Genomic DNA, 17,853 nt, shown 5'->3' with positions numbered 1-17,853 from the left:
CGGATGCGGTTTCGTTCGTCGGCCGGATCTTCCGGCTTTCCCGCACCCGTGTCCACGCAGTGCGCGACAATGCGCACGAATTCGGCCGAACAGCCCGGTTCCCGTCGGCATCCGGCCGCAAAAGACCTGCCATTACCGATGTAATTATCATTCGACGAATTCGTGGGAACGAGCACGGCCCCCCTGCGACGCTGCGGGGAAGCCGTGCTCGTGGTCGGTGACGTCGCTCGTCAGTTCCAGGGCGAGGCGACGAGCCAGCTGGTGTCCTGGGCCCACGACGTCGTCGAGTCCCAGGCGTTGCTGCCGCCGTTGCTCGCCACGTAACCGGTGAAGTTGTAGTGGCGGACGTACTTCGACGGGTAGTTGACCGATTGGAAGGACTTTCCGACGCCGCTGTTGCCCGTGGTGGGGCAGAACGTGGCGTCCTGGGCGAAGGCAGCGCCGCCGTCGTCGGCGTTCAGGTGGAGCTGGAACGCGTAGTGGCGCAGGAACCGGCCAGGCTGGTCGGCGGACTCGAAGGTCAGGCAGGAGGTGTTGGCCAGGCCGGCCCGGACGATCCAGGTGGCGTCGGCCTTGAGGGTGGCCGGGCTGCCGGCGTCGACGGCGGAGATGACCACCTTGTCGTCGGCGTCGTTGTGGCGCAGGTAGTCGGACGTGCAGCAGGCCGTCGTCGCCTGGAGGGAGACCTTGGCGCCCGGGGTGAGGGTTCCGGAGCCGGTCGGGGCGCTGCTGTAACCGGCCGCGGTGATGTTGGCCTGCACCGCGTTCTCGGTGGCGTCCGAGGGGTAGCCCGCGGTCATCACGCCTTCGTAGAAGGTGCCGCGCGCGCCGTTGCTGTTGTCGCCGCCGATGCCGAGGAGGATCGCCCCCTGCTTCTTCATCGGGTTGTAGCCGGCGACGTTGGGGCGCACGCCGCTGTAGTAGGTGGACAGGCCGCCCGACTGCGCGTTGGCGCCGCGGATGGCCCACTGGTTCGGGCCGCCCTTGACGATCGCGGTCTGGAACCGGTTGGTGACCGTCGGGTCGCCCGCGTTGAAGTGCTGGTTCACGCCGGAGAACAGGCCGTTCTCCAGGTCGGCCATGATCCAGGGACCGGCGCCGCTGCCGTAGCCCCAGCCCTTGTTGTTGCCGAAGTAGATGGCCTCCATCGTGCCGTTGCCGTCGTCGTTGCCGCTCGTCTCGGCGTTGCCGTAGTCGAAGCAGCAGCCGCCGTTGTAGTGCGTGCCGTCGAAGATCGCGTACATCCCCTCCGGCTGGTCACCGGTCGCGATGCCGTTGGTGTTGTTGTTGCGGTAGCCGGTGCCGGGGGCCACGTAGACGCCGTACGCCTTGTGGCCGCCGACCGTGACGGGCGCCTCGAAGGCGTTGGCGACGTTGTCGCTGCCGTTCGCCGCCGGTCCGGAGAAGTGCCCCTTGGGCGCCTGGGCGAGGTGGTTTCCCTTGCCGGACTCGTCGTAGATGACCGTGATCACGCAACTGGTGCCGGCGCAGAAGGAGTCCTGTGCGGCGGCGTCGGCGTACCCGCCGGCGCTCAGCACGCCGATGTCACGGGTCGCGTTGTCGGAAGCCCGCCGGACCTGGTACAGCGGGCCGTTGTACGCCGCATACAGGGCGCGGGTGGTGCTGTGCGCGGCCACGCACGGGGTGTTGCCCGCGGCGTAGATGTCGCACGGCCCTTGGGCGGCGGCCTGCGAGGTGGTGGCCATCGCCGCGAGCAGGCCGGCGGCGAGGCTGGTGGACGTGCCTGCCGCCAGGAGGGCGCGGCGGATCCACGGTCGTCGGGTCATCGGATCTCCTTCACACGGTGGGAAATGCGTCACTGAACTTCCGGTGCGTGGTCAGTTCCAGGCAGTGGCGGGGAGCCAGGAGGTGTCCTCGCGCCACAGCGTGGTGGTGTCCCAGGCGTTGGTGCCGCCGTTGCTCGCGAGGTAGGCCGTGGAGGCGTAGTGGCGGAGGTACTTCGCCGGGTAGTTGAGCGAGGGGAACGAGTAGCCGGTACCACTGTTGCCCGGCTTCGGGCAGAAAGTGGCGTCGGCGGCGAACTGCGTAGTCGCGTCCTTCGGCTGCAGGTGGAGCTGGAACGCGTAGTGCCGCAGGTAGCTGCCCGCCGCGTCGGCCGACTCGAAGGAAACGCAGCTGCCGTCGGCCAGGCCGGGCCGGACGACCCAGGTGGCGGCCGCCTTGTCCGCCGTCGCGCTGCCCGCCGTCACCGGCGCGATCACGACCTTGTCGTCACCGGTGTCGTGCCGCAGGTATTCGCCGGTGCAGCAGGAAGTGGTGGCCTGCAGCGAAACCTTCGCGCCCGGGGTGAAGGGGGTGGCACCGGTGGCGTAGCCTGCCGCGGCGATGTTGGCCTGGACCGCGGCGTCGGTGGTGTCGGAGGGATACCCCTCGACCACGGCGCCCTCGTAGAAGGTGCCCGCGCTGGCGTTCCGGTTGGTCTGGCAGCAGTCCCCGCCGCTGCCGAGGATGATCGCGCCCTGCTTGTGCATCGGGTTGTAGCCGCTGGGCAGAGCGCCGCCGTAGAACTTGGTCAGGCTGCCGGCTTGGGCGTTGGCGCCCTGCAGCGCCATCTGGGTGGTGCCGTTGTTCTTCAGCATCGCGGTGACGAAGTGGCCGGTCTGGGCGACCTGGCCGGGGTTCCACGCCTTGCTGCCGCCGGGGAACAGGCCGTTCTCCAGGTCCGCCTGCACCCACGGCCCGGTCCCGGCGCACCCGCCGAACCAGCACTCCGTGCCGAAGTTGATCGCGTCCATGGCGCCGTTGCCGTCGGCGCGGTGGTCGGTTTCGGTGTTGCCGTAGTCGAAGCAGCAGCCGTTGTTCACGTGGGTCCCGCTGGTGACCAGGTACTCGCCCTCCGGCGAGCTGCCGGTCGGCACGCCGGAGCCGCCGGCGAAGTAGCTGTTGCCGGGGTTGATGTACAACGCGTACGCCTTGCGGCCGCCCACGGTCAGTGCCTCGGTGGTGGCGACGGCCGCGGTGTCCGCGCCGCCGGTTCCCCCGGGCCCCTGGTACACCAGCGTGTTGCCGCTGTGGCCGGCCTGGTCGTAGACACGGGTGATGGTGCACGTGGTGCCCGCGCAGAACGCGTCCTGCGCCGCGGCGTCGGCGATACCGCCGGTGGACAGCAGCCCGACGTCCCGCAGCGCGCTGTCCGAACTCCGCTGCACCTGGTAGAGCGCACCGTTGTAGGAAGCGAACAACGCGCGGGTGGTGCTGTGCGCCGCCACGCACGGCGTGCCGCCCGCGGCATAGATGTCGCAAGGCCCCTGCGCCGCAGCCTGCGCACTGCCGCCGACGGCGATCAGAACAGGCAAAACAAGGGCGACCACGGCCGAGGAAGCAGCCACTCGGCGGCGTGGTCGGCGAAATGCGGGCAGCGCGGGCATCATGAACTCCCTTGTTCACCGATGACGAATGTTAGCGCTAACAGTTCAGCAGGCGGGCGGCTTCCGCTCGAAGTCGGGATTGGAGTCATCACTATCGACGAACACCGGGAGCACGTCAATACTCCAGTCGAGTCAGCAGGAGGCTCGCCCGCCTTATGTCCCTTATGGACGAATTTGTGTCTCCTTCGGAGGGACGACTTGCGACTCCGGCCGCGGTGGTGGAAGCTCCGCGTGACCGTCCGTCGTCGCCCGAGCCACCCATCCGCGGCGCACCCGGCTCCGAATGCCGGTGGAGGCGATCAGGAGGACGTGTTCGTGCCGAACCGGACGTGGTCGGGCCGGTTGCTCGACGCCGCGGGTGTGGTGCTGCCCGGCATTCGCCGGGTCCGCGCCCAGAAAGACCCCTTCGCGCGAGCGTGGGCGGAAACCAACCGCCGGGCGCTCGGCTCGGGCCGGCCCCTCTGGGTCGCGCTCGGCGACTCGATGACGCAGGGCATCGGCGCGGACACCGTCGACGGGGGCTGGGTGCCCCGCCTGAACGCCCGGCTCGGCGAGCCGTTCGCGGTGCTCAACCTCTCGGCCTCCGGCGCCCGGGTCGCCGACGTCCTCGACCACCAGCTCCCCCGGCTGCACGCCCTGCCCACGCCGCCGGTCCTGGTCACCGTCCTCGTCGGCGCCAACGACATGCTCACCCCGGCCCGCCGCCGCGGGCTCGCCGGCCGGTTCGCCCGGCTGCTCGCCCAGCTCCCCGCGGACCGGTCCGTCGTCGCCACCCTGCCGAGGCGCAACGCCGAAGCGCGGGCGGTCAACGCGCTGATCGACGCGGACGGCCGCGTGCACGTCGCCGACCTGCGCGGCCCGGCGCTGAGCCCGATCCGCGGCAGCCTCGCCGACGACTGGTTCCACCCGAACGACGTCGGCTACACGCGCATCGCGGACCTCTTCGAACCCCCCGTCCGCGCGGCGGCGCCGGACCACGAACCGTACTGACCGGCCCTCAGCGGCGGACCCGCCCGCGCACCACGAACCCGCCGGCGACCAGCACCACCAGCAGACCGGCCGCCGAAAACCACCACACCGCCCCGGAACCCGGCACCGCCGCGGCGGCGGAGACCGCGCCGCCCGGCCGGACTACACCCGCCTCGCCGGTCAGCGCGACGTCATTGCCGTCGCCCCCGTGATAGGTGAGCCGGAGCGCGCCGACGGCCGCTCCTTCGGGGAGCCCGTCGAAGGTGCCGTTGACCTGGCCGGATCCCTGGTTGTCGAGGAACACGCCCGGGCCCTGGGCCGGGTCCGGCGCGAAGGTGCCGGCGAGCGTCACCGCGCCGGTGACGGTCAGCCGGGTGCCGGTCAGCCGAGCGCCGGGCCGCTGGGTGTAGGCGCCGCGCACGGTCAGGCCCGTCGCCTCGACCGTCCCGGCGTTGTCCACCGGTCCCGCCACCGTCCCGCCGGCCCGCACCACGCCGGTGGGCAGCACGGCGAGCTGCCGCGCCTGGACCGACCCGGTCAGCGCGAGCGTTCCGTCCTGGACGGTCCAGACGCTGTCCGGGGTGGTGTGGTTGCCGGTCAAGGTGAGCGTTTCGGCGCCGGTCTTGGTCACCGTGCCGGAGGCGGCCAGTGCACCGCCGAACGTCGTCGCGGCCGTGGCCCGGACGGTCAGCGTCCGCCCGGCCGCCACGGTGGTGCCCTCGGCGCCGGAAAGGTTGTTGACCGTCGCGGCACCGGCCCGGGTCAGGTCCAGCCTGGCCCCGGCCGCCGGCAGGTCGACCGCGGCGCTCGCGGCGAGGGAACCCCCGACGACCACGAGCGTGCCCGCCTTCACCGTGGTCCGGCCCGTGTAGGTGAGCTCACCGGTCAGGGTGGTGGCGGCCGGGCCGGCCTGGGTCACCGAGCCCTTGCCGCCGATCCGGACCAGTTCCGCACCCTTACCGGCGTTCTGCACGATCAGCTCGCCGTTGTCGACGACCTTGCCGCCCGGCAGCAGCGAGCTGTCGCCCTGCGGGGTGCCGTCACCCAGCCGCAGCGAAGCGCCGTCGCCGATCGTCGTGTCGCCGTCGTAGTTCTGCGGCGCGGTGAAGGTGACCGCGTTGCCGCGGGTCGCCGCGATGACGACGTCGCCGCGGCCGACGTCCGCCATCGTGTCGTGGTACTTCCCGCCGGAGATCGGCGCGTCCAGGGTGACCGGGCCGTCGTAGTCGAACGTCAGCACGCTGCGGGCGCCGCCCGGGTCCGCGTGCATGTTGATGTACACGGTGTTTTCGTTGCCCGGCAGGAAGAACCGGTGGTGCGTGCCGTCGCCCCAGGTCACCGTGGCACCTTCGATGTTGATCCCCCGCTTGTTGTCGCGGTGCGGCACGGCGGCGAAGTTCGCCGACGGCGCGCTGAGCGCGGGATCGGTGTCCGAACCGTTGTCCGACCAGCTGTACACGCCCGACATCCGCACCACCCCGGAACCCCAGGTGTGGAAGTTGACGTCGTTGCCGTAGAACTGCGAATAGATGTCGGCGGCGTCGGTGACCACCTCACCGTCCGGCGCGTTGTGGATGAACGATCCCTGGTTGACCACCTTGCGCACGTTCGGCATGGCGGTGAGGTAGTGCAGGCTGCCGTAGTCCGCGACCGTGCCGACGTACAGCGTCCCCGAGAACGGGTGCACACCGGGCAGTTCGATGCCGGGCCACGTGCTCCGCCGCTGCTTGACGAGCCCGGCCCCGCTGATCACGCCCAGGTTCACCGCCCGGTGCACGGCCAGCTCCAGTGTCCCGTCGACCTGGTGGTTCAGCGTGTTCAGCGCCACCTCGGGCGCCTGGACGAAATGCCCGATGACACCGTCGTCACCCGATCCGCTTCCGTACTGGAGGGCGGCCCCGCGCTGCACGATCACCGCCGGCGGGTCGGGGTCGGCGATCGTGGTCACCGGGTGGTTGCCGCCCACCGTGACGACCTTCTGCCGACGACGGCCGGACGGCAGCGTGAAGTCGCTGTCCTTCACCAGCACCAGGGTGCCGGTTCCGCCGACGGTGAAGACCCCTTCGCCGCGAAGCACCCCCGTGTAGGTGGTGACGCCGCCGGGGAGCCGCACGATCGTGTCCCCGCTCAGCGTCACGTCCCGGTTCGCGAGGACGTCGGCGGTGACGTCCCGGCCCCCGGATTGCGCGAACGCGCCCGGCGCGCCCAGGACCACGAGGAGGATCGCGGTCACCACCGCCGGAAACCGGCCACCGCCACGCTGTCCGCGCAAGACTTACCTCAAGATGTTAGCGATAACATTTTCGGCGCACAGTCTTCGCCCTCGGCCCGGACCTGTCAACCCCGAGGCGATACGGCCGGCCGTCCCGGGCGAACCGGCGGCCGAGGTTTGCGCGGGCCACAAGCGACAGTCCTCATCGGACGGTTCACGGCCGGCCTCCGTCCCACCGGTGGCCCTCGCCGTGGTCGTTCCGCGGGCGGCCGGTCTGTTCGAGTGACCTGTGGATCGGCTTAAGAAACCCGGGACGGCCTCGCCTCCGGCCGGTTCCGGGCGGCACCATCGACACATGGTGGTGCTCTCCGAACGAGCCGCCGTCCGGCGGCTGCACGACCGGCTCGGCTTCGGGCCGCGGGCCGGTGATCTCGACCGCGGGTTCGCCGAAACGCGCGATCGGCTGCTGGGCGGCGGACCGGACCCCGGCGCGGCCGCGACACCGCCGCCCGAGCTCGGGCCGCCGCCGGACAACCCCGGCAAGGACGCCGACCCGGCCGCGAAGCAGCAAGCGCGCAAAGCGGTCCAGGCGCAGGCCACGCAGACCGTCGGCTGGTGGCTCGACCGGATGGTGGCCGCCGACCTCGCGTCCGTGGAGCGGCTGACCTGGTTCTGGCACGGCCACTTCGCCACCGGCGAGCAGAAGGTGCGCAGCCCGCGGCTGATGCTCGCGCAGAACCAGACCCAGCGCGAGCACGCCCTCGGCAGCTTCACCGACCTGGCCCGCGCGATGATCGTCGACCCGGCGATGCTGCTGTGGCTCGACGGCAACAGCAACAAGGCGGGCAAACCGAACGAGAACCTCTCGCGCGAATTCATGGAACTGTTCACCCTCGGCATCGGGCACTACACCGAAGACGACGTCCGCGAGGCCGCCCGGGCGCTCACCGGCTGGACCGCCAAGCGCGACGCCACCGGTTCGCAGCTGGTCGCCAAGCGGCACGACAACGGCGTGAAGCGGATCCTGGGCGCCAGCGCGGACTTCGCCGCCGAGTCCTTTGTGGACCTCGTATTGGCCAGGCCGGACTCGGCGCCGTTCGTCGTCGGCCGGATCTGGTCCCGGCTGGTGTCCACGACCCCGCCGGCGGCGGACACGCTCAACCGGCTGGTGGCCGCCTACGGCAGCCGGCGTGACATCACTGCCCTGCTGCGGGCGATCACCGGGGAAGCGGCGTTCCACGACAGCGGGACGTCGCTGGTCAAGCAACCCGTCGAATGGCTGGCCGGGCTGCTGCGCGCGCTCGGCGTCCGGCCGGGGCAGCTCGACGAAAAGACCCGCGGCGGGCTGCTGACCGCGTTGCGCGGGATGGGCCAGGTGCCGTTCCAGCCGCCGAGCGTCGGGGGCTGGGCCGCGGGCGGGGCGTGGCTGACGACGTCGGCGGGTGTCGCACGCCTGCACGCCGCCCAGCTGGCCGCCGCGCACGCGGATCTCGGCGTGGTGGCGAAGGCGCGGGACAAGGTCGCCGCGGTCGGCGAGCTGCTCGGCGTCGACGCCTGGTCGGACCGCACGCGCGCCGCGCTGGCCGGGGTCGCCGGCAACGTCCGTCAACTGTCCGCGGTGGCCGCTTGTGCCCCCGAATACGTAGTGAGCGGGTGACGATCGTGCAGCAGGTGAACCGCCGGAGGTTCCTCACCGCGACCGGCGTGACGGCCGCCGCGGCGCTGGCCGCCGGTGCCACGCAGGTCGACTGGGACCGGCTGCTGTCGGCCGCGCAGGAGGACCCCCTCGACCCCGGGGCGGGCGTGCTCGTGGTCGTCACCCTCTACGGCGGCAACGACGGTCTCAACACGGTGGTCCCGGCGGGCGATCCCGCGTACCAGAGCGCCCGGCCGGAACTCGCCTACCGGCCGGAGGAGGTCCTGGACCTCGGCGAGGGGCTGGGGCTGAACCCCGGGCTGAAGGGCTTCAAGACCCTCTGGGACGGCGGCCGGCTCGCCGTGCTGCGCGGGGTCGGCTACCCGAAGCCCGACCACAGCCACTTCCGGTCGATGGCGATCTGGCAGACCGCTTCCCCGGAGGCGTCGGTGCCGACCGGCTGGCTCGGCCGCTGGCTCGACGCCACGGGTGACGACCCGCTGCGCGCGGTCTCGGTCGACCCGGTGCTGCCGCCGCTGCTCGCCGGGGAGCGCACGGCCGCCGCGTCCCTGCCGGTCGGCGGGCTGAAGCTGCCGGAGGGCGCGCTCGGCGAGGCGTTCGCCGGCCTCGGCGCGGCACAGCCCGGCGAAGGGTTCTGGCAGGCCCGCGCGGCTCGTTCGGTGACCGACCTGCGCCGGGCCGTGCAGACGCTCGGGAAGCCGGCGAAGGACGGGCAGAAAGCGAAGGGCGAGCTGTCCGCCCAGCTCGACGTCGTCGCCGGGCTGATCGAGGCGGGCGTGCCGACGCGGGCCTATTCGGTGTCGCTGGGCGGCTTCGACACCCACGCCGACGAGCGCGGCACCCAGCAGCGGCTGCTGACCGAGCTGGACGGTGCGCTGGCGCCGTTCGTGCAGCGCCTGGCGAAGACCGACCGCGGACGGCAGACGACGGTGCTGGTGTACTCGGAGTTCGGCAGGCGCGTGCGGGCCAACGCCAGCCAGGGCACCGATCACGGCACGGCGGGTCCGGTCTTCCTCCTCGGCGCGAAGGTCAAGGGCGGCTTCCACGGCGCCGAGCCCAGCCTGACCGACCTCGACGACGGCGACCTGAAGCTCACCACGGACTTCCGCGACGTCTACGCCTCGCTCGTCGAGAACGTCCTCGGCACCGACGCGGGCAAGGTCCTGCCCGGGCACCGCGGCCGGCTGGACGGGCTGTTCGCCTGAGCCTCACGGCGCGGGGGGCAAGCCGGCCAGCCGGAACCGGGCTCCCCCGCCCGGCGCGGCCTCGCACCACAGGTCGGCACCGTGGGCGCGGGCGAACCCGCGCGCGATCGGCAGGCCCAGCCCCGAACCGGCCTGGCTGCGAGCCGCGTCGAGGCGGACCAGGCGGTCGAAGATCCGCTCGCGCTCGCCGGCCGGGACGCCCGGGCCGGTGTCGGTCACCGTCACGCCGCCCTCGGTGACCTCGAGCGTGATCGTGCCGCGGCCGGCCATCGCGCGGACCGCGTTGCCGGTCAGGTTGGCGAGGATCTGGGTCAGCCGGGCCCGGTCGCCCAGCACCACCGTCTCCGGCCCGGTCACCTCGGCCACGACGTCCGGCGCGGTCAGCCGGACCTGCTCGGCCTGCGCCTCGGCCAGCTCCCGCAGCGGCACCGGGGCCCGCTCGAGCTCGGTGCCCGCGTCGAGGCGGGCCAGGTCAAGCAGGTCGGCGACGAGCCGGCCGGCCCGCTGCGACTCGCGGACCACCAGCAGCTGCAACCGTTCCCGCTGCTCGGGGGAGGCGTCCGGGGACTGCTGCAGCAACGCCTCGGCCGCCGCCTGCACGCCCGCCAACGGGGTCCGCAGCTCGTGGGCGGCGTCGGCGACGAAGCGCCGTGTCCGCTCCTCGGAAGCCCGCGCCGCGCCCTCCGCACCCTCGAGCGCGTCGAGCGCGGAGTCGAACGCGGCCGCCGTGCGCCCGAGCTCGGTGTCGGTCCGCGCGGGAGCGAGCCGGCCGCCGCGCTCACCGGACACGATCGACCGCGCCAGCCGCGTCATCGCGTCCAGCGGCGCGAGCGCGAACCGGACGGCCACCAGCAGCGCGACCGCGGCGACCGCCAGCGCGGCGACGCCGGTGGCCAGCAGCACCGACCGCAGGCTCCGCTCGGCGGCGGCGATCAGGGACTCGTCGGCGGTGAGCGTCAGCTTGGCGCCGTTGATCCGCGGCGGCCCGGACAGCGTCGCGCGCACCTGCCGGATCCGGGCGTCCGCCGGCACCGGGGCGGCGCCGAGGAACGTGCCGTCGGGCAGGGCCAGCGAGCCCGCCACCCCCCGCGTTTCGATGCGCCGCAACAGGGTCGGCGGGGCCACGTTCTGCTTGGCCAGCTGCTGCGCGAGCTGGACCCGGGTGGTGAGCACCGTGTTGACGTCCCGCTCGGCCTGCGCGCGGAACACCGCGTCCACCACCAGGCCGACGGCGACCAGCACCACCGCCAGCACCACGAGCACGGTGACGGTGACCCGGCGGCGCAGCGACGCCGTCCGCAGGCTCACGGTTCCCCGCGCAGGACGTACCCCTGACCGCGGACGGTGTGCAGCACGCGCGGCCCGTGCGCCTCGAGCTTGCGGCGCAGGGTGCTCACGTTGACCTCGACGAGGTTCGGCGCGGAGTCGCCGTAGCCCCACACGGCGGTGAGGACCTGGGTCTTCGACACCACCCGGTCGCGGTGCTGGGCGAAGTACAGCAGCACCTTCCATTCGGTCGAGGTCAGCTCGACGTCGGCATCGCCGTACCGGGCGCGGCCGCCCTCGACGTCGATCACCAGGTCCCCGACCTCGACGGCGGGCCGGGTCCGCCCGGTCCGGCGCAGCACCGCGGTCACCCGCGCGACCAGTTCGGCCAGCACGAACGGCTTCACCACGTAGTCGTCGGCCCCTTCGCCGAGCCCCCGCAGCCGGTCCTCGACCGCGTCCCGCGCGGTCAGCATCACCACGCCGGCGGCGGAGGTCCGCCGGATCACCCGCAGCAGCTCGAAGCCGTCCCGGCCGGGCAGCAGCACGTCCAGCACCACCAGGTCCGGGCGGGTGCGGGCCAGTTCCGCCTCCAGCTCCCCGCCGTCGGGCAGGGAACGCACCGAAAAACCCGCATCGGCCAGCGCGGCCTCGACCGGCACCCGGATCGCCTCGGCGTCTTCGACCACCAAGACGCGCGGCGGGGTCGGGTCGTCCATCCGGCCAGCCTAGAGGCAGCCCGGCCGGCCGTCTCGACCGCCGAACGGCACCGAGGCGGCGAACTCCCACGGCCCGCCGACGTACCGCCAGAGCACCACGCCGGTGGCCGTCGCCGTCGCCGGCCCCGGGTCGCGCTGCACCTCCCGGAGCGTCTCCGCCGCCGTCTCCGGGCTCACCTTGTTCTGGACCGTCACGTGCGGCTTCAGCGGCTGGGCGTCCTGCGCGGTGAGCCACGACGACCACCTCGCCCGCAGTGCCGCGTGCACCTGGAGCAACCGCGGCGACACGACGTCGAGCGCAACGCCCCGGCCGAGCGACCGCGCGCCGGCCACCGTCAGCTCGAACGGCGTCGTCCCGGCCGCCACTTCCGCAGTGTCGGCGAGGAGCTCGGCCAGGTGCTCGCCCGGCAGGGCGTGGAACAGCGTCAGGTGGGCGTCGACGTGCAGCCGCTCCGGCGGGAACCACCGGCGGCGCAGAGCGTTCCACGCGGCCTGGGCCTGCTCGCCGACCGCCAGGGTGACCACGATCGGCGCCACCGTCCGGCCGGGGTCCCCCGGGTGCTCGCCGCCCATCCGGCCATCGTCGCACGGCCCGCGCGAGAGCGCTGCGGGGCCGCTGCGGGCGTCGGCCCGGCCACCCCGGCGTCACCGCTGGTCGGGCAGCTCGCGGAGCCGGTGCCGCACCTCCGCGGCCTCCTGCATGCGCAGATCGTCGTAGATCCCGAGCGCCGACGCCCACAGCCGGCGTGCCTCGGGCACCGCGGCGGACCGGGCGTGCACAGCGGCCATTCCGTCCAGCGACCGGGCTTCCTGCTCGCGGTCCCCGATCGCCCTGGCGTGGCTCAGTGCCTGTTCGTGGTACCCGAGAGCCTCCGCGCTTCGGCCGGCCGCGGCGGCCACCCGGCCCTGCCCGTTGAGCGCGGCGCATTCGAGCCGGCGGTCGCCGAGCTTCGCGGCCAGGGTCTGGGCCTGCTGGTGCGCCTCGCCCGCCTCGGCGTACCGGCCCGTGCGCTCGTGGGCGCTGCCGAGGTTGACCAGCACCTCCGCTTCGCCGACCGGGTCGCCGATCTCCGAGAACACGGCGAGCGCCTGGTGGTGGTGCTCGAGTGCTTCAGCGTGCCGCCCCCAGCGCGAGCAGATCCGGCCGAGGTCGGTGTGCGCGATCGATTCGGCCGCGCGGTCGCCGATCTCGTGCAGGATCCGCAGGGCGCGCTGGTGGTGGTCGTAGGCTTCGGGCAGCCGCCCGTGGCTCTGCAGGGCGTTGCCGAGGTCGTTGAGGATCCGGCCGAGGCCGACGCGCTGGCCCGTCTCCGCGTAGATCGCGGCGGCCTGCTCGTAGCGCGCGACCGCGGCCTCGGGCCGGCCCAGGCTGTGCTGCACCTGGCCGATGCTGGCCAGCGCGACGGCCTCCTGCGCGCGATCGCCGATCTCCCGGCCGAGCGCGAGTGCCCGCTCGTAGCCGTCGAGCGCCTCGGGGTACCGGCCGGCCCGGCTTTCGTTGTGGCTCAGCGCGATCAGGGTGCGCAGCTCGCCGGCGCGGTCGCCGAGCTGCCGGAACAGCTCCAGCGCGCGCCGGTAGTGTTCGCCGGCGTCGCCGTAGGCGCCGGAGCGGGCGTGCGACCGCCCGAGTTCCAGCAGCCCGCGCGCCTGTCCGGCCGGATCGCCGAGCCGCTCGGCCGCCCAGAGTGCGCGCTGGTGGACCGAGAACGCTTCCGCGTTGTGGTAGCCGACGCTCAGGTACTGGTCGATCGCCCGCGCCACCTTGACGGCGTACCCGGCGAGCTCGCCGTCCGCGGTGCGCGTGATCGCGACGAGGGTGCGCCGTTCGGTGTCCAGCCAGGCTTTCGCGGCCACCGCCGACATCGACCCCGGCCGGCTCGGCGCAGCGTCCCCGCGGCGCCACCGGACCGCCTCCGGGAACAGGGCGTCCATCGCGTCCAGCGCGTGAGAGAGGTAGTACTCGTAAAGGGCCTTCAGCGCGCGTAGCCGGTCGGCTTCGGCGAGCCGCTGCTGCGCGCGTTCGCGGGCGAAGGCCCGCAGCAGGTCGTGCATCGTCCAGCGGTCCGTGCCCGGCGCCTCCACGAGGTGGGCGCCGGCCAGCACGCCGAGCAGCAGGCGGACGTCGTGGGCGCCGGCACCGGCGAGCGCGGCGACCGCGGCGCTGCCGGTGTCCTGGCCGGGATGCAGGCCCAGCAACCAGAACAGGCGGTTCGCCGCGGGCGGCAGGTGCCGTTCCGACCAGGAGAACACGGCCCGCACGGCGGTCTCGGCGTCGGCTCCGGCGTCCAGGAAGTCCAGCCGGTGCCGCTCGTCGGCGAGGTCCTCGAGGGCGATCCGGCCCCGCCGTGCGACGAGTTCGGCGGCGACCCGCAGGGCGAGCGGGAGCCGGGCGCACTGCGTTGCCAGGTCCGCGAGCTCCGCCGGGCCGGCGATCCGGTCGCCGACGAGCTGCCGGAGCAGCTCGACCGCTTCGCCCGGCGTCAGCACCTCCAGCCCGACCCGGCGGGCACCGTCGCGCGCCACCAGGCCGGCGAGGTCGTCGCGGCTGGTGACGACCACCGCGCAGCCCGGCTCGGCAGGCAGGAGCGGCCGGACGTGCGCGGCGTCGCGGGCGTTGTCGAGCACGACCAGGAAGCGCTTCCCGTCGGTCAGGCTCCGGTACAGCGCAACCTGGGCCTGCAGGGAGTCCGGCTGCCGGTCGGCGGCGACGCCCAAGGCGGTCAGGAAACCGCGCAGGGCCTCCTCCGCAGCCAGCACGCCGCCGGGGTCGAAACCCTGCAGGTCGACGTAGAGCTGCCCGTCCGGGAACCCGGCGACGACGCGGTGCGCCCAGTGCACCGCCAGCGCCGTCTTGCCGACGCCCGCCGTGCCGCACACGGCGAGGACGACGACCGTGCCCGGCGTCTCCCCGGCGGCCGCGTCGAGGGCGGCGAGCTCGGCGTCGCGGCCGGTGAAGGCCGGTACCGCGGGCGGCAGCTGCGCCGGCCGGGCGCTCACCACCACGGGCTCGGGCCGGGGTGCGGCCAGCAGCCGGGGATCGTGCGCGAGGATGCGGCGCTGGATGTCGGCCAGCGCGTCGGACGGCTCCACTCCGGCGTTGCCGACCAGGTCGCGCCGGGCTCGCTGGAAGGCGGCCAGTGCGTCGGCCTGCCGTCCCGCGCGGTACAGGGCGGTCATCAGCTGCCCCCACAGCCGCTCGTGCCCGGCGTTGGCCGCGGTCAGCTCGGTCAGCTCGGCGACCAGTTCCCCGCCCGCCCCGGCGGACAGGTCGGCGTCGACGCGGTCTTGGACCACCTCGAGGCGTTCCCGCACCAGCCGGGTCCGCTCCATTTCCAGCGCGGCGATCCCGTCGAACTCGGGGTAGGCCGTCCCGCGCCACAGGCCCAGCGCCGCGGTCAGCCGTTCGCGGGCGACCTGGGCCGCACCGTCCGCGAGCGCCGCGCGGCCGTCGCGGGCCAGCTGCCGGAACCGCACCGCGTCCACGTTTTCCGGCTCGAGCAGGACGTACCCCGGCGCCCGGGTGTGGATCAGCCCGGCCACCGGCGGCACCGCCCGGCGCAGCCGCGAGACGTAGGTGCGGACGGTCCGCCCGGCGTCCGGCGGCGGTTCGGGGCCCCAGAGCTGCGCGACGAACATCGACACGCTCACGGGCCGTCCGGCGTAGGCGGCGAGCAGCGCCAGCAGCGCCCGCAACCGCTTGCCGCCCGGGTCGGACCGCACGCCGCCGGCCTCGACTTCGAACGGCCCCAGCACCCGGACGTCGACGCCCGGTGCCCGCCGACCCGTCATCCGCCCTCCGCACCGCCACGTCCCTGGTCCGAACAGAGCAGCCGGCCACGCGAACCCGCACCGCGCGCAGTCCGGCGACCCGGTGATCGTAGCGACAAACCGGATCGCTTTGCCACGCACCGCGGACCGGGCCGGAACCCGGGCCGCCGGGCGGCCGGACAGTCCACAAAGGACTATCCGGTGCCGGTCCAGTACATCGGGTTCGTTCCCGCGAAGGTCACCTTCACCGTGACTTCGGCCGGCTTCGCGGGCACCGCCAGGACGAGGCCGAGCTTGCGGTCGCCACCGGGCAGCACGTCGGCGGTGAGCTTGTTCCCGATGTTCCGGGCCGGGTCGGTGACGAGACTCGCCGGGGCGCCGTTCACCGTGGGGGCGAAGGTGAACTCGGAAGCCGGCAGGGCCTGCTTCGAGGTGTTCTTGACGACGACGTCGAACCGCAGACCCCGCGTCAGGTCCGTGGGCCGGGCCGGGTCGGCGGGCAGCTCGTGCGCCAGCGGCTTCCCGACGGTGACGACACCGCGCTTGCCGGCCCGCTCCTCCCCGAAGCCCAGCACCTGGCGCGCGGCGGTGCCGCCGGTCTTCGCCGGGCTCGTCGGCGGCGGTTTCGCGGGCTGCCCGGCGCAGCCCGCGACGGCCAGCCCGCTCGCCACGACCAGGGTGGCGATGGTGCGCCGCACGGGAACTCCTCCGGTGGCCCGGGACCGTGGCCGGTGCCCGCTCACCACTGGCCGCCCTCGTCCCAGCCGCCCGCCTCGTCGAAGCCGACGGGCTCGCCCTCGCCGCCGTGGAACTCCCCCGCCGCCGCCTCGTGCCCGCCGAACACCTCGTTCAGGCCCTGGAACAGCAGGGCGCCGCCGGCCACGCCCGCCGCCGCGGCCGCCGCGGTCTTCAGGAAGCCGCCACCGGACCGGCCCTGCGGTGCGTCCCCCGCGGTCGGTCCCTGACTCTGGCCTTGGCCCTGGCCGAACATGCGCGACCTGAACCCGCCGCCCGGCGCCGGAGCCGGGGCGGGCGCGTACGACGGCGCGGGCGGGTGTGCGGCAGCCGACGCGGCGGTCTCCAGCTCGGCGATCCGCGCCTGCGCCGTCCGCAGCGCCTCCTCCTGCATCAGGACGGCCTGGACGAGCAGGTAGAGCGCGTCCGGCTGCGGCGCGATGTGCTGCGCGATCAGCACGGCGGCCTGCGAGTCCTTCGCCACCGGAACGGCCTGCCGCAGCCGGTTCGCCAGCCCGAGGATCAGCTCGCGGTCCTGGTTTTCCATGGGAAACCCCTTTCGTCGCCGTCCATGCTGGCGACGCACCACGGCCCGCGGACACCGGTGACCCGGCCCGAACTCCCCGCCGATCGGCTGCCGATGTCCAGCCGATCGGCTCGGCTCATTCCCCCGGACGCCGCGGCGTCAGCGCACCGCCGCCTCGATCCGGGCGGCGTGGGCCGGGGCATCCGGGAGGTCCGGGGTGCAGAACTCCGTCACCATCGCGAGCACCCGGCCCGACGCCGCGGCGGGCGAAGCCGTGAGGTCCGGGCTCGACGCGACCGTGATCCCCCGGGTGCCGGACTCGTCGCTCATGCTCCACGTGCTGTAGCCGGGGACGTCCCCCGCGTGGCCCCAGACTTCGGGAGCGCCGGGACCGCACGGCCCGGCCAGGGAAATCCGCATCAACCCCAGCCCGTAGCCGATCCGCCCCTCCGTGTCCGGCCACGGGACCGTGGTCTTCATCTGCGCGAGCAGGCCGGGCGGCAGCAGCTCGCCGCCGAACAGCGCCCGGAAGAAGCGGTTGAGATCGCCGGCGCTCGAGACGATGTTCCCGGCACCGAAGTAGCGGCTGAGGTTGTAGGCCGTGACGTCGGTCAGCCCGTGCGGCGCGGGGTAGAGCTGCTCGTAGCCGCGGACGGCCGGGCGCGGCACCAGCGGGAAGTCGCGCGGCAGGAAGGTGTCGCCCAGGTGCAGCGGGCCGGTGATCCAGTCGGCGAGCACCTGCTCGAACCGGCGGCCGGTGAGCTTCTCCACGAGCAGGGCCAGCACGTTGTAGCCGGTGTTGGAGTACGACCAGCCCGTGCCCGGCGGGAACAGCAGCGGCTGCACGGTGCTGTCGTGGATCGCCTCGACCTCGCCGAAGTGCACGAACCGCTCGGTGTCCACCTCCGGCAGGGTCGTCCAGGTGTACTGCGGCGCCAGGTCCCGCGGCAGGCCGCTGGTGTGCTGCAGCAGCTGGCGGACGGTGATCGGCTCCGGGTAGGGCAGCAGGCCGGGCAGGTACTCCGCGATCGGCTCGTCCAGCCCCAGCCGTCCCTTCGCGGCGAGCTTCAGCACCAGGGTCGCCGTGAAGGTCTTGGACACGCTGCCGATGCGGAACCGCCCGCCGGTGTCGGGCTTCGCGCCGGTGGCGACGTCGGCGACGCCGGCCCGCCCGCGCCACCGGCCTGCCGGATCCGCCGCGATCGCGACCATCCCCACGTTCCCGGCCCGCACGGCGGCTTCGAGGGCGGCCTGCCGCGGATCCGGGCCGGCGGCGGCGGTACCGGTGCCGGTCCCGGCGAACAGGAGAACGACGCAGGCAACAGATCCGGCCAGTCGGCGCATGGTTTCCCCCCGGAGTATGCGGTTTCCCCCGACGGTAGCGCAGTCCGGCGCTCGTGAAGACCG

The 17,853-nt window shown here is 73.6% G+C and carries 13 protein-coding genes; 3 read left to right on the top strand and 10 right to left on the bottom strand.

The genetic code is table 11. From position 1 onward, the window contains the following. Nucleotides 1–230: 230 nt before the first annotated feature. Nucleotides 231–1,787, bottom strand: a complete 1,557-nt coding sequence (locus ACWEGE_RS07185) for an alpha-L-arabinofuranosidase B (protein ID WP_449659543.1) — start codon at nucleotides 1,785–1,787, stop codon at nucleotides 231–233. A 51-nt stretch (nucleotides 1,788–1,838) separates the two neighbouring features. Next, entirely contained in the window at nucleotides 1,839–3,392 is a 1,554-nt protein-coding gene (locus tag ACWEGE_RS07180; protein ID WP_449659542.1) for an alpha-L-arabinofuranosidase B, read from the bottom strand. Nucleotides 3,393–3,704: 312 nt separating this feature from the next. Here ACWEGE_RS07180 and ACWEGE_RS07175 point away from each other — a divergent pair, with 312 nt between their 5' ends. After that, on the top strand, nucleotides 3,705–4,379 hold the full coding sequence (locus ACWEGE_RS07175) for an SGNH/GDSL hydrolase family protein (protein ID WP_449659541.1): 675 nt from the start codon (nucleotides 3,705–3,707) through the stop codon (nucleotides 4,377–4,379). Between the two features lie 7 nt (nucleotides 4,380–4,386). On the opposite strand, the gene ACWEGE_RS07170 is transcribed toward ACWEGE_RS07175, so the two are convergent. Beyond that, nucleotides 4,387–6,630 (bottom strand): autotransporter-associated beta strand repeat-containing protein, encoded by a 2,244-nt coding sequence (locus tag ACWEGE_RS07170; protein WP_449659540.1) that lies wholly within the window; start codon nucleotides 6,628–6,630, stop codon nucleotides 4,387–4,389. A 295-nt stretch (nucleotides 6,631–6,925) separates the two neighbouring features. Here ACWEGE_RS07170 and ACWEGE_RS07165 point away from each other — a divergent pair, with 295 nt between their 5' ends. Together ACWEGE_RS07165 and ACWEGE_RS07160 are read left to right on the top strand one after the other, a co-directional pair. After that, complete coding sequence (locus tag ACWEGE_RS07165; protein WP_449659539.1) at nucleotides 6,926–8,227, top strand: DUF1800 domain-containing protein; 1,302 nt, start codon at nucleotides 6,926–6,928, stop codon at nucleotides 8,225–8,227. After that, nucleotides 8,224–9,432 carry a DUF1501 domain-containing protein gene (locus tag ACWEGE_RS07160; RefSeq protein ID WP_449659538.1) on the top strand — a complete coding sequence of 403 codons (1,209 nt, stop codon included), beginning with the start codon at nucleotides 8,224–8,226 and terminating at the stop codon, nucleotides 9,430–9,432. The genes ACWEGE_RS07165 and ACWEGE_RS07160 overlap by 4 nt, the downstream gene beginning before the upstream one ends. 3 nt (nucleotides 9,433–9,435) lie before the next feature. Here the strand turns inward: ACWEGE_RS07160 and ACWEGE_RS07155 are convergent, their stop codons facing one another. From ACWEGE_RS07155 to ACWEGE_RS07125, 7 genes are all read right to left on the bottom strand, one after another. Further along, nucleotides 9,436–10,740, bottom strand: coding sequence for a sensor histidine kinase (locus ACWEGE_RS07155; protein ID WP_449659537.1), 1,305 nt, complete (start codon nucleotides 10,738–10,740; stop codon nucleotides 9,436–9,438). After that, on the bottom strand, nucleotides 10,737–11,417 hold the full coding sequence (locus ACWEGE_RS07150) for a response regulator transcription factor (RefSeq protein ID WP_449659536.1): 681 nt from the start codon (nucleotides 11,415–11,417) through the stop codon (nucleotides 10,737–10,739). The genes ACWEGE_RS07155 and ACWEGE_RS07150 overlap by 4 nt, the downstream gene beginning before the upstream one ends. A gap of 9 nt (nucleotides 11,418–11,426) precedes the next feature. Next, nucleotides 11,427–11,990, bottom strand: coding sequence for a 2'-5' RNA ligase family protein (locus tag ACWEGE_RS07145; RefSeq protein ID WP_449659535.1), 564 nt, complete (start codon nucleotides 11,988–11,990; stop codon nucleotides 11,427–11,429). A 72-nt stretch (nucleotides 11,991–12,062) separates the two neighbouring features. Beyond that, entirely contained in the window at nucleotides 12,063–15,206 is a 3,144-nt protein-coding gene (locus ACWEGE_RS07140; protein WP_449659534.1) for a tetratricopeptide repeat protein, read from the bottom strand. 173 nt (nucleotides 15,207–15,379) lie between these two features. After that, nucleotides 15,380–15,883 carry a hypothetical protein gene (locus ACWEGE_RS07135; protein ID WP_449659533.1) on the bottom strand — a complete coding sequence of 168 codons (504 nt, stop codon included), beginning with the start codon at nucleotides 15,881–15,883 and terminating at the stop codon, nucleotides 15,380–15,382. 41 nt (nucleotides 15,884–15,924) lie between these two features. Further along, the gene (locus ACWEGE_RS07130) at nucleotides 15,925–16,467 is read right to left on the bottom strand and encodes a DUF2076 domain-containing protein (RefSeq protein ID WP_449659532.1); all 543 of its coding nucleotides are present in this window, start codon (nucleotides 16,465–16,467) and stop codon (nucleotides 15,925–15,927) included. Nucleotides 16,468–16,605: 138 nt separating this feature from the next. Continuing rightward, nucleotides 16,606–17,790 carry a serine hydrolase domain-containing protein gene (locus ACWEGE_RS07125; RefSeq protein WP_449659531.1) on the bottom strand — a complete coding sequence of 395 codons (1,185 nt, stop codon included), beginning with the start codon at nucleotides 17,788–17,790 and terminating at the stop codon, nucleotides 16,606–16,608. Nucleotides 17,791–17,853: the final 63 nt, after the last annotated feature.

Source organism: Amycolatopsis sp. NPDC004747 (assembly GCF_053601335.1).
The sequence above is the reverse complement of the archived record's forward strand: the minus strand, read 5'-3'. Positions and strand labels throughout refer to the sequence as shown.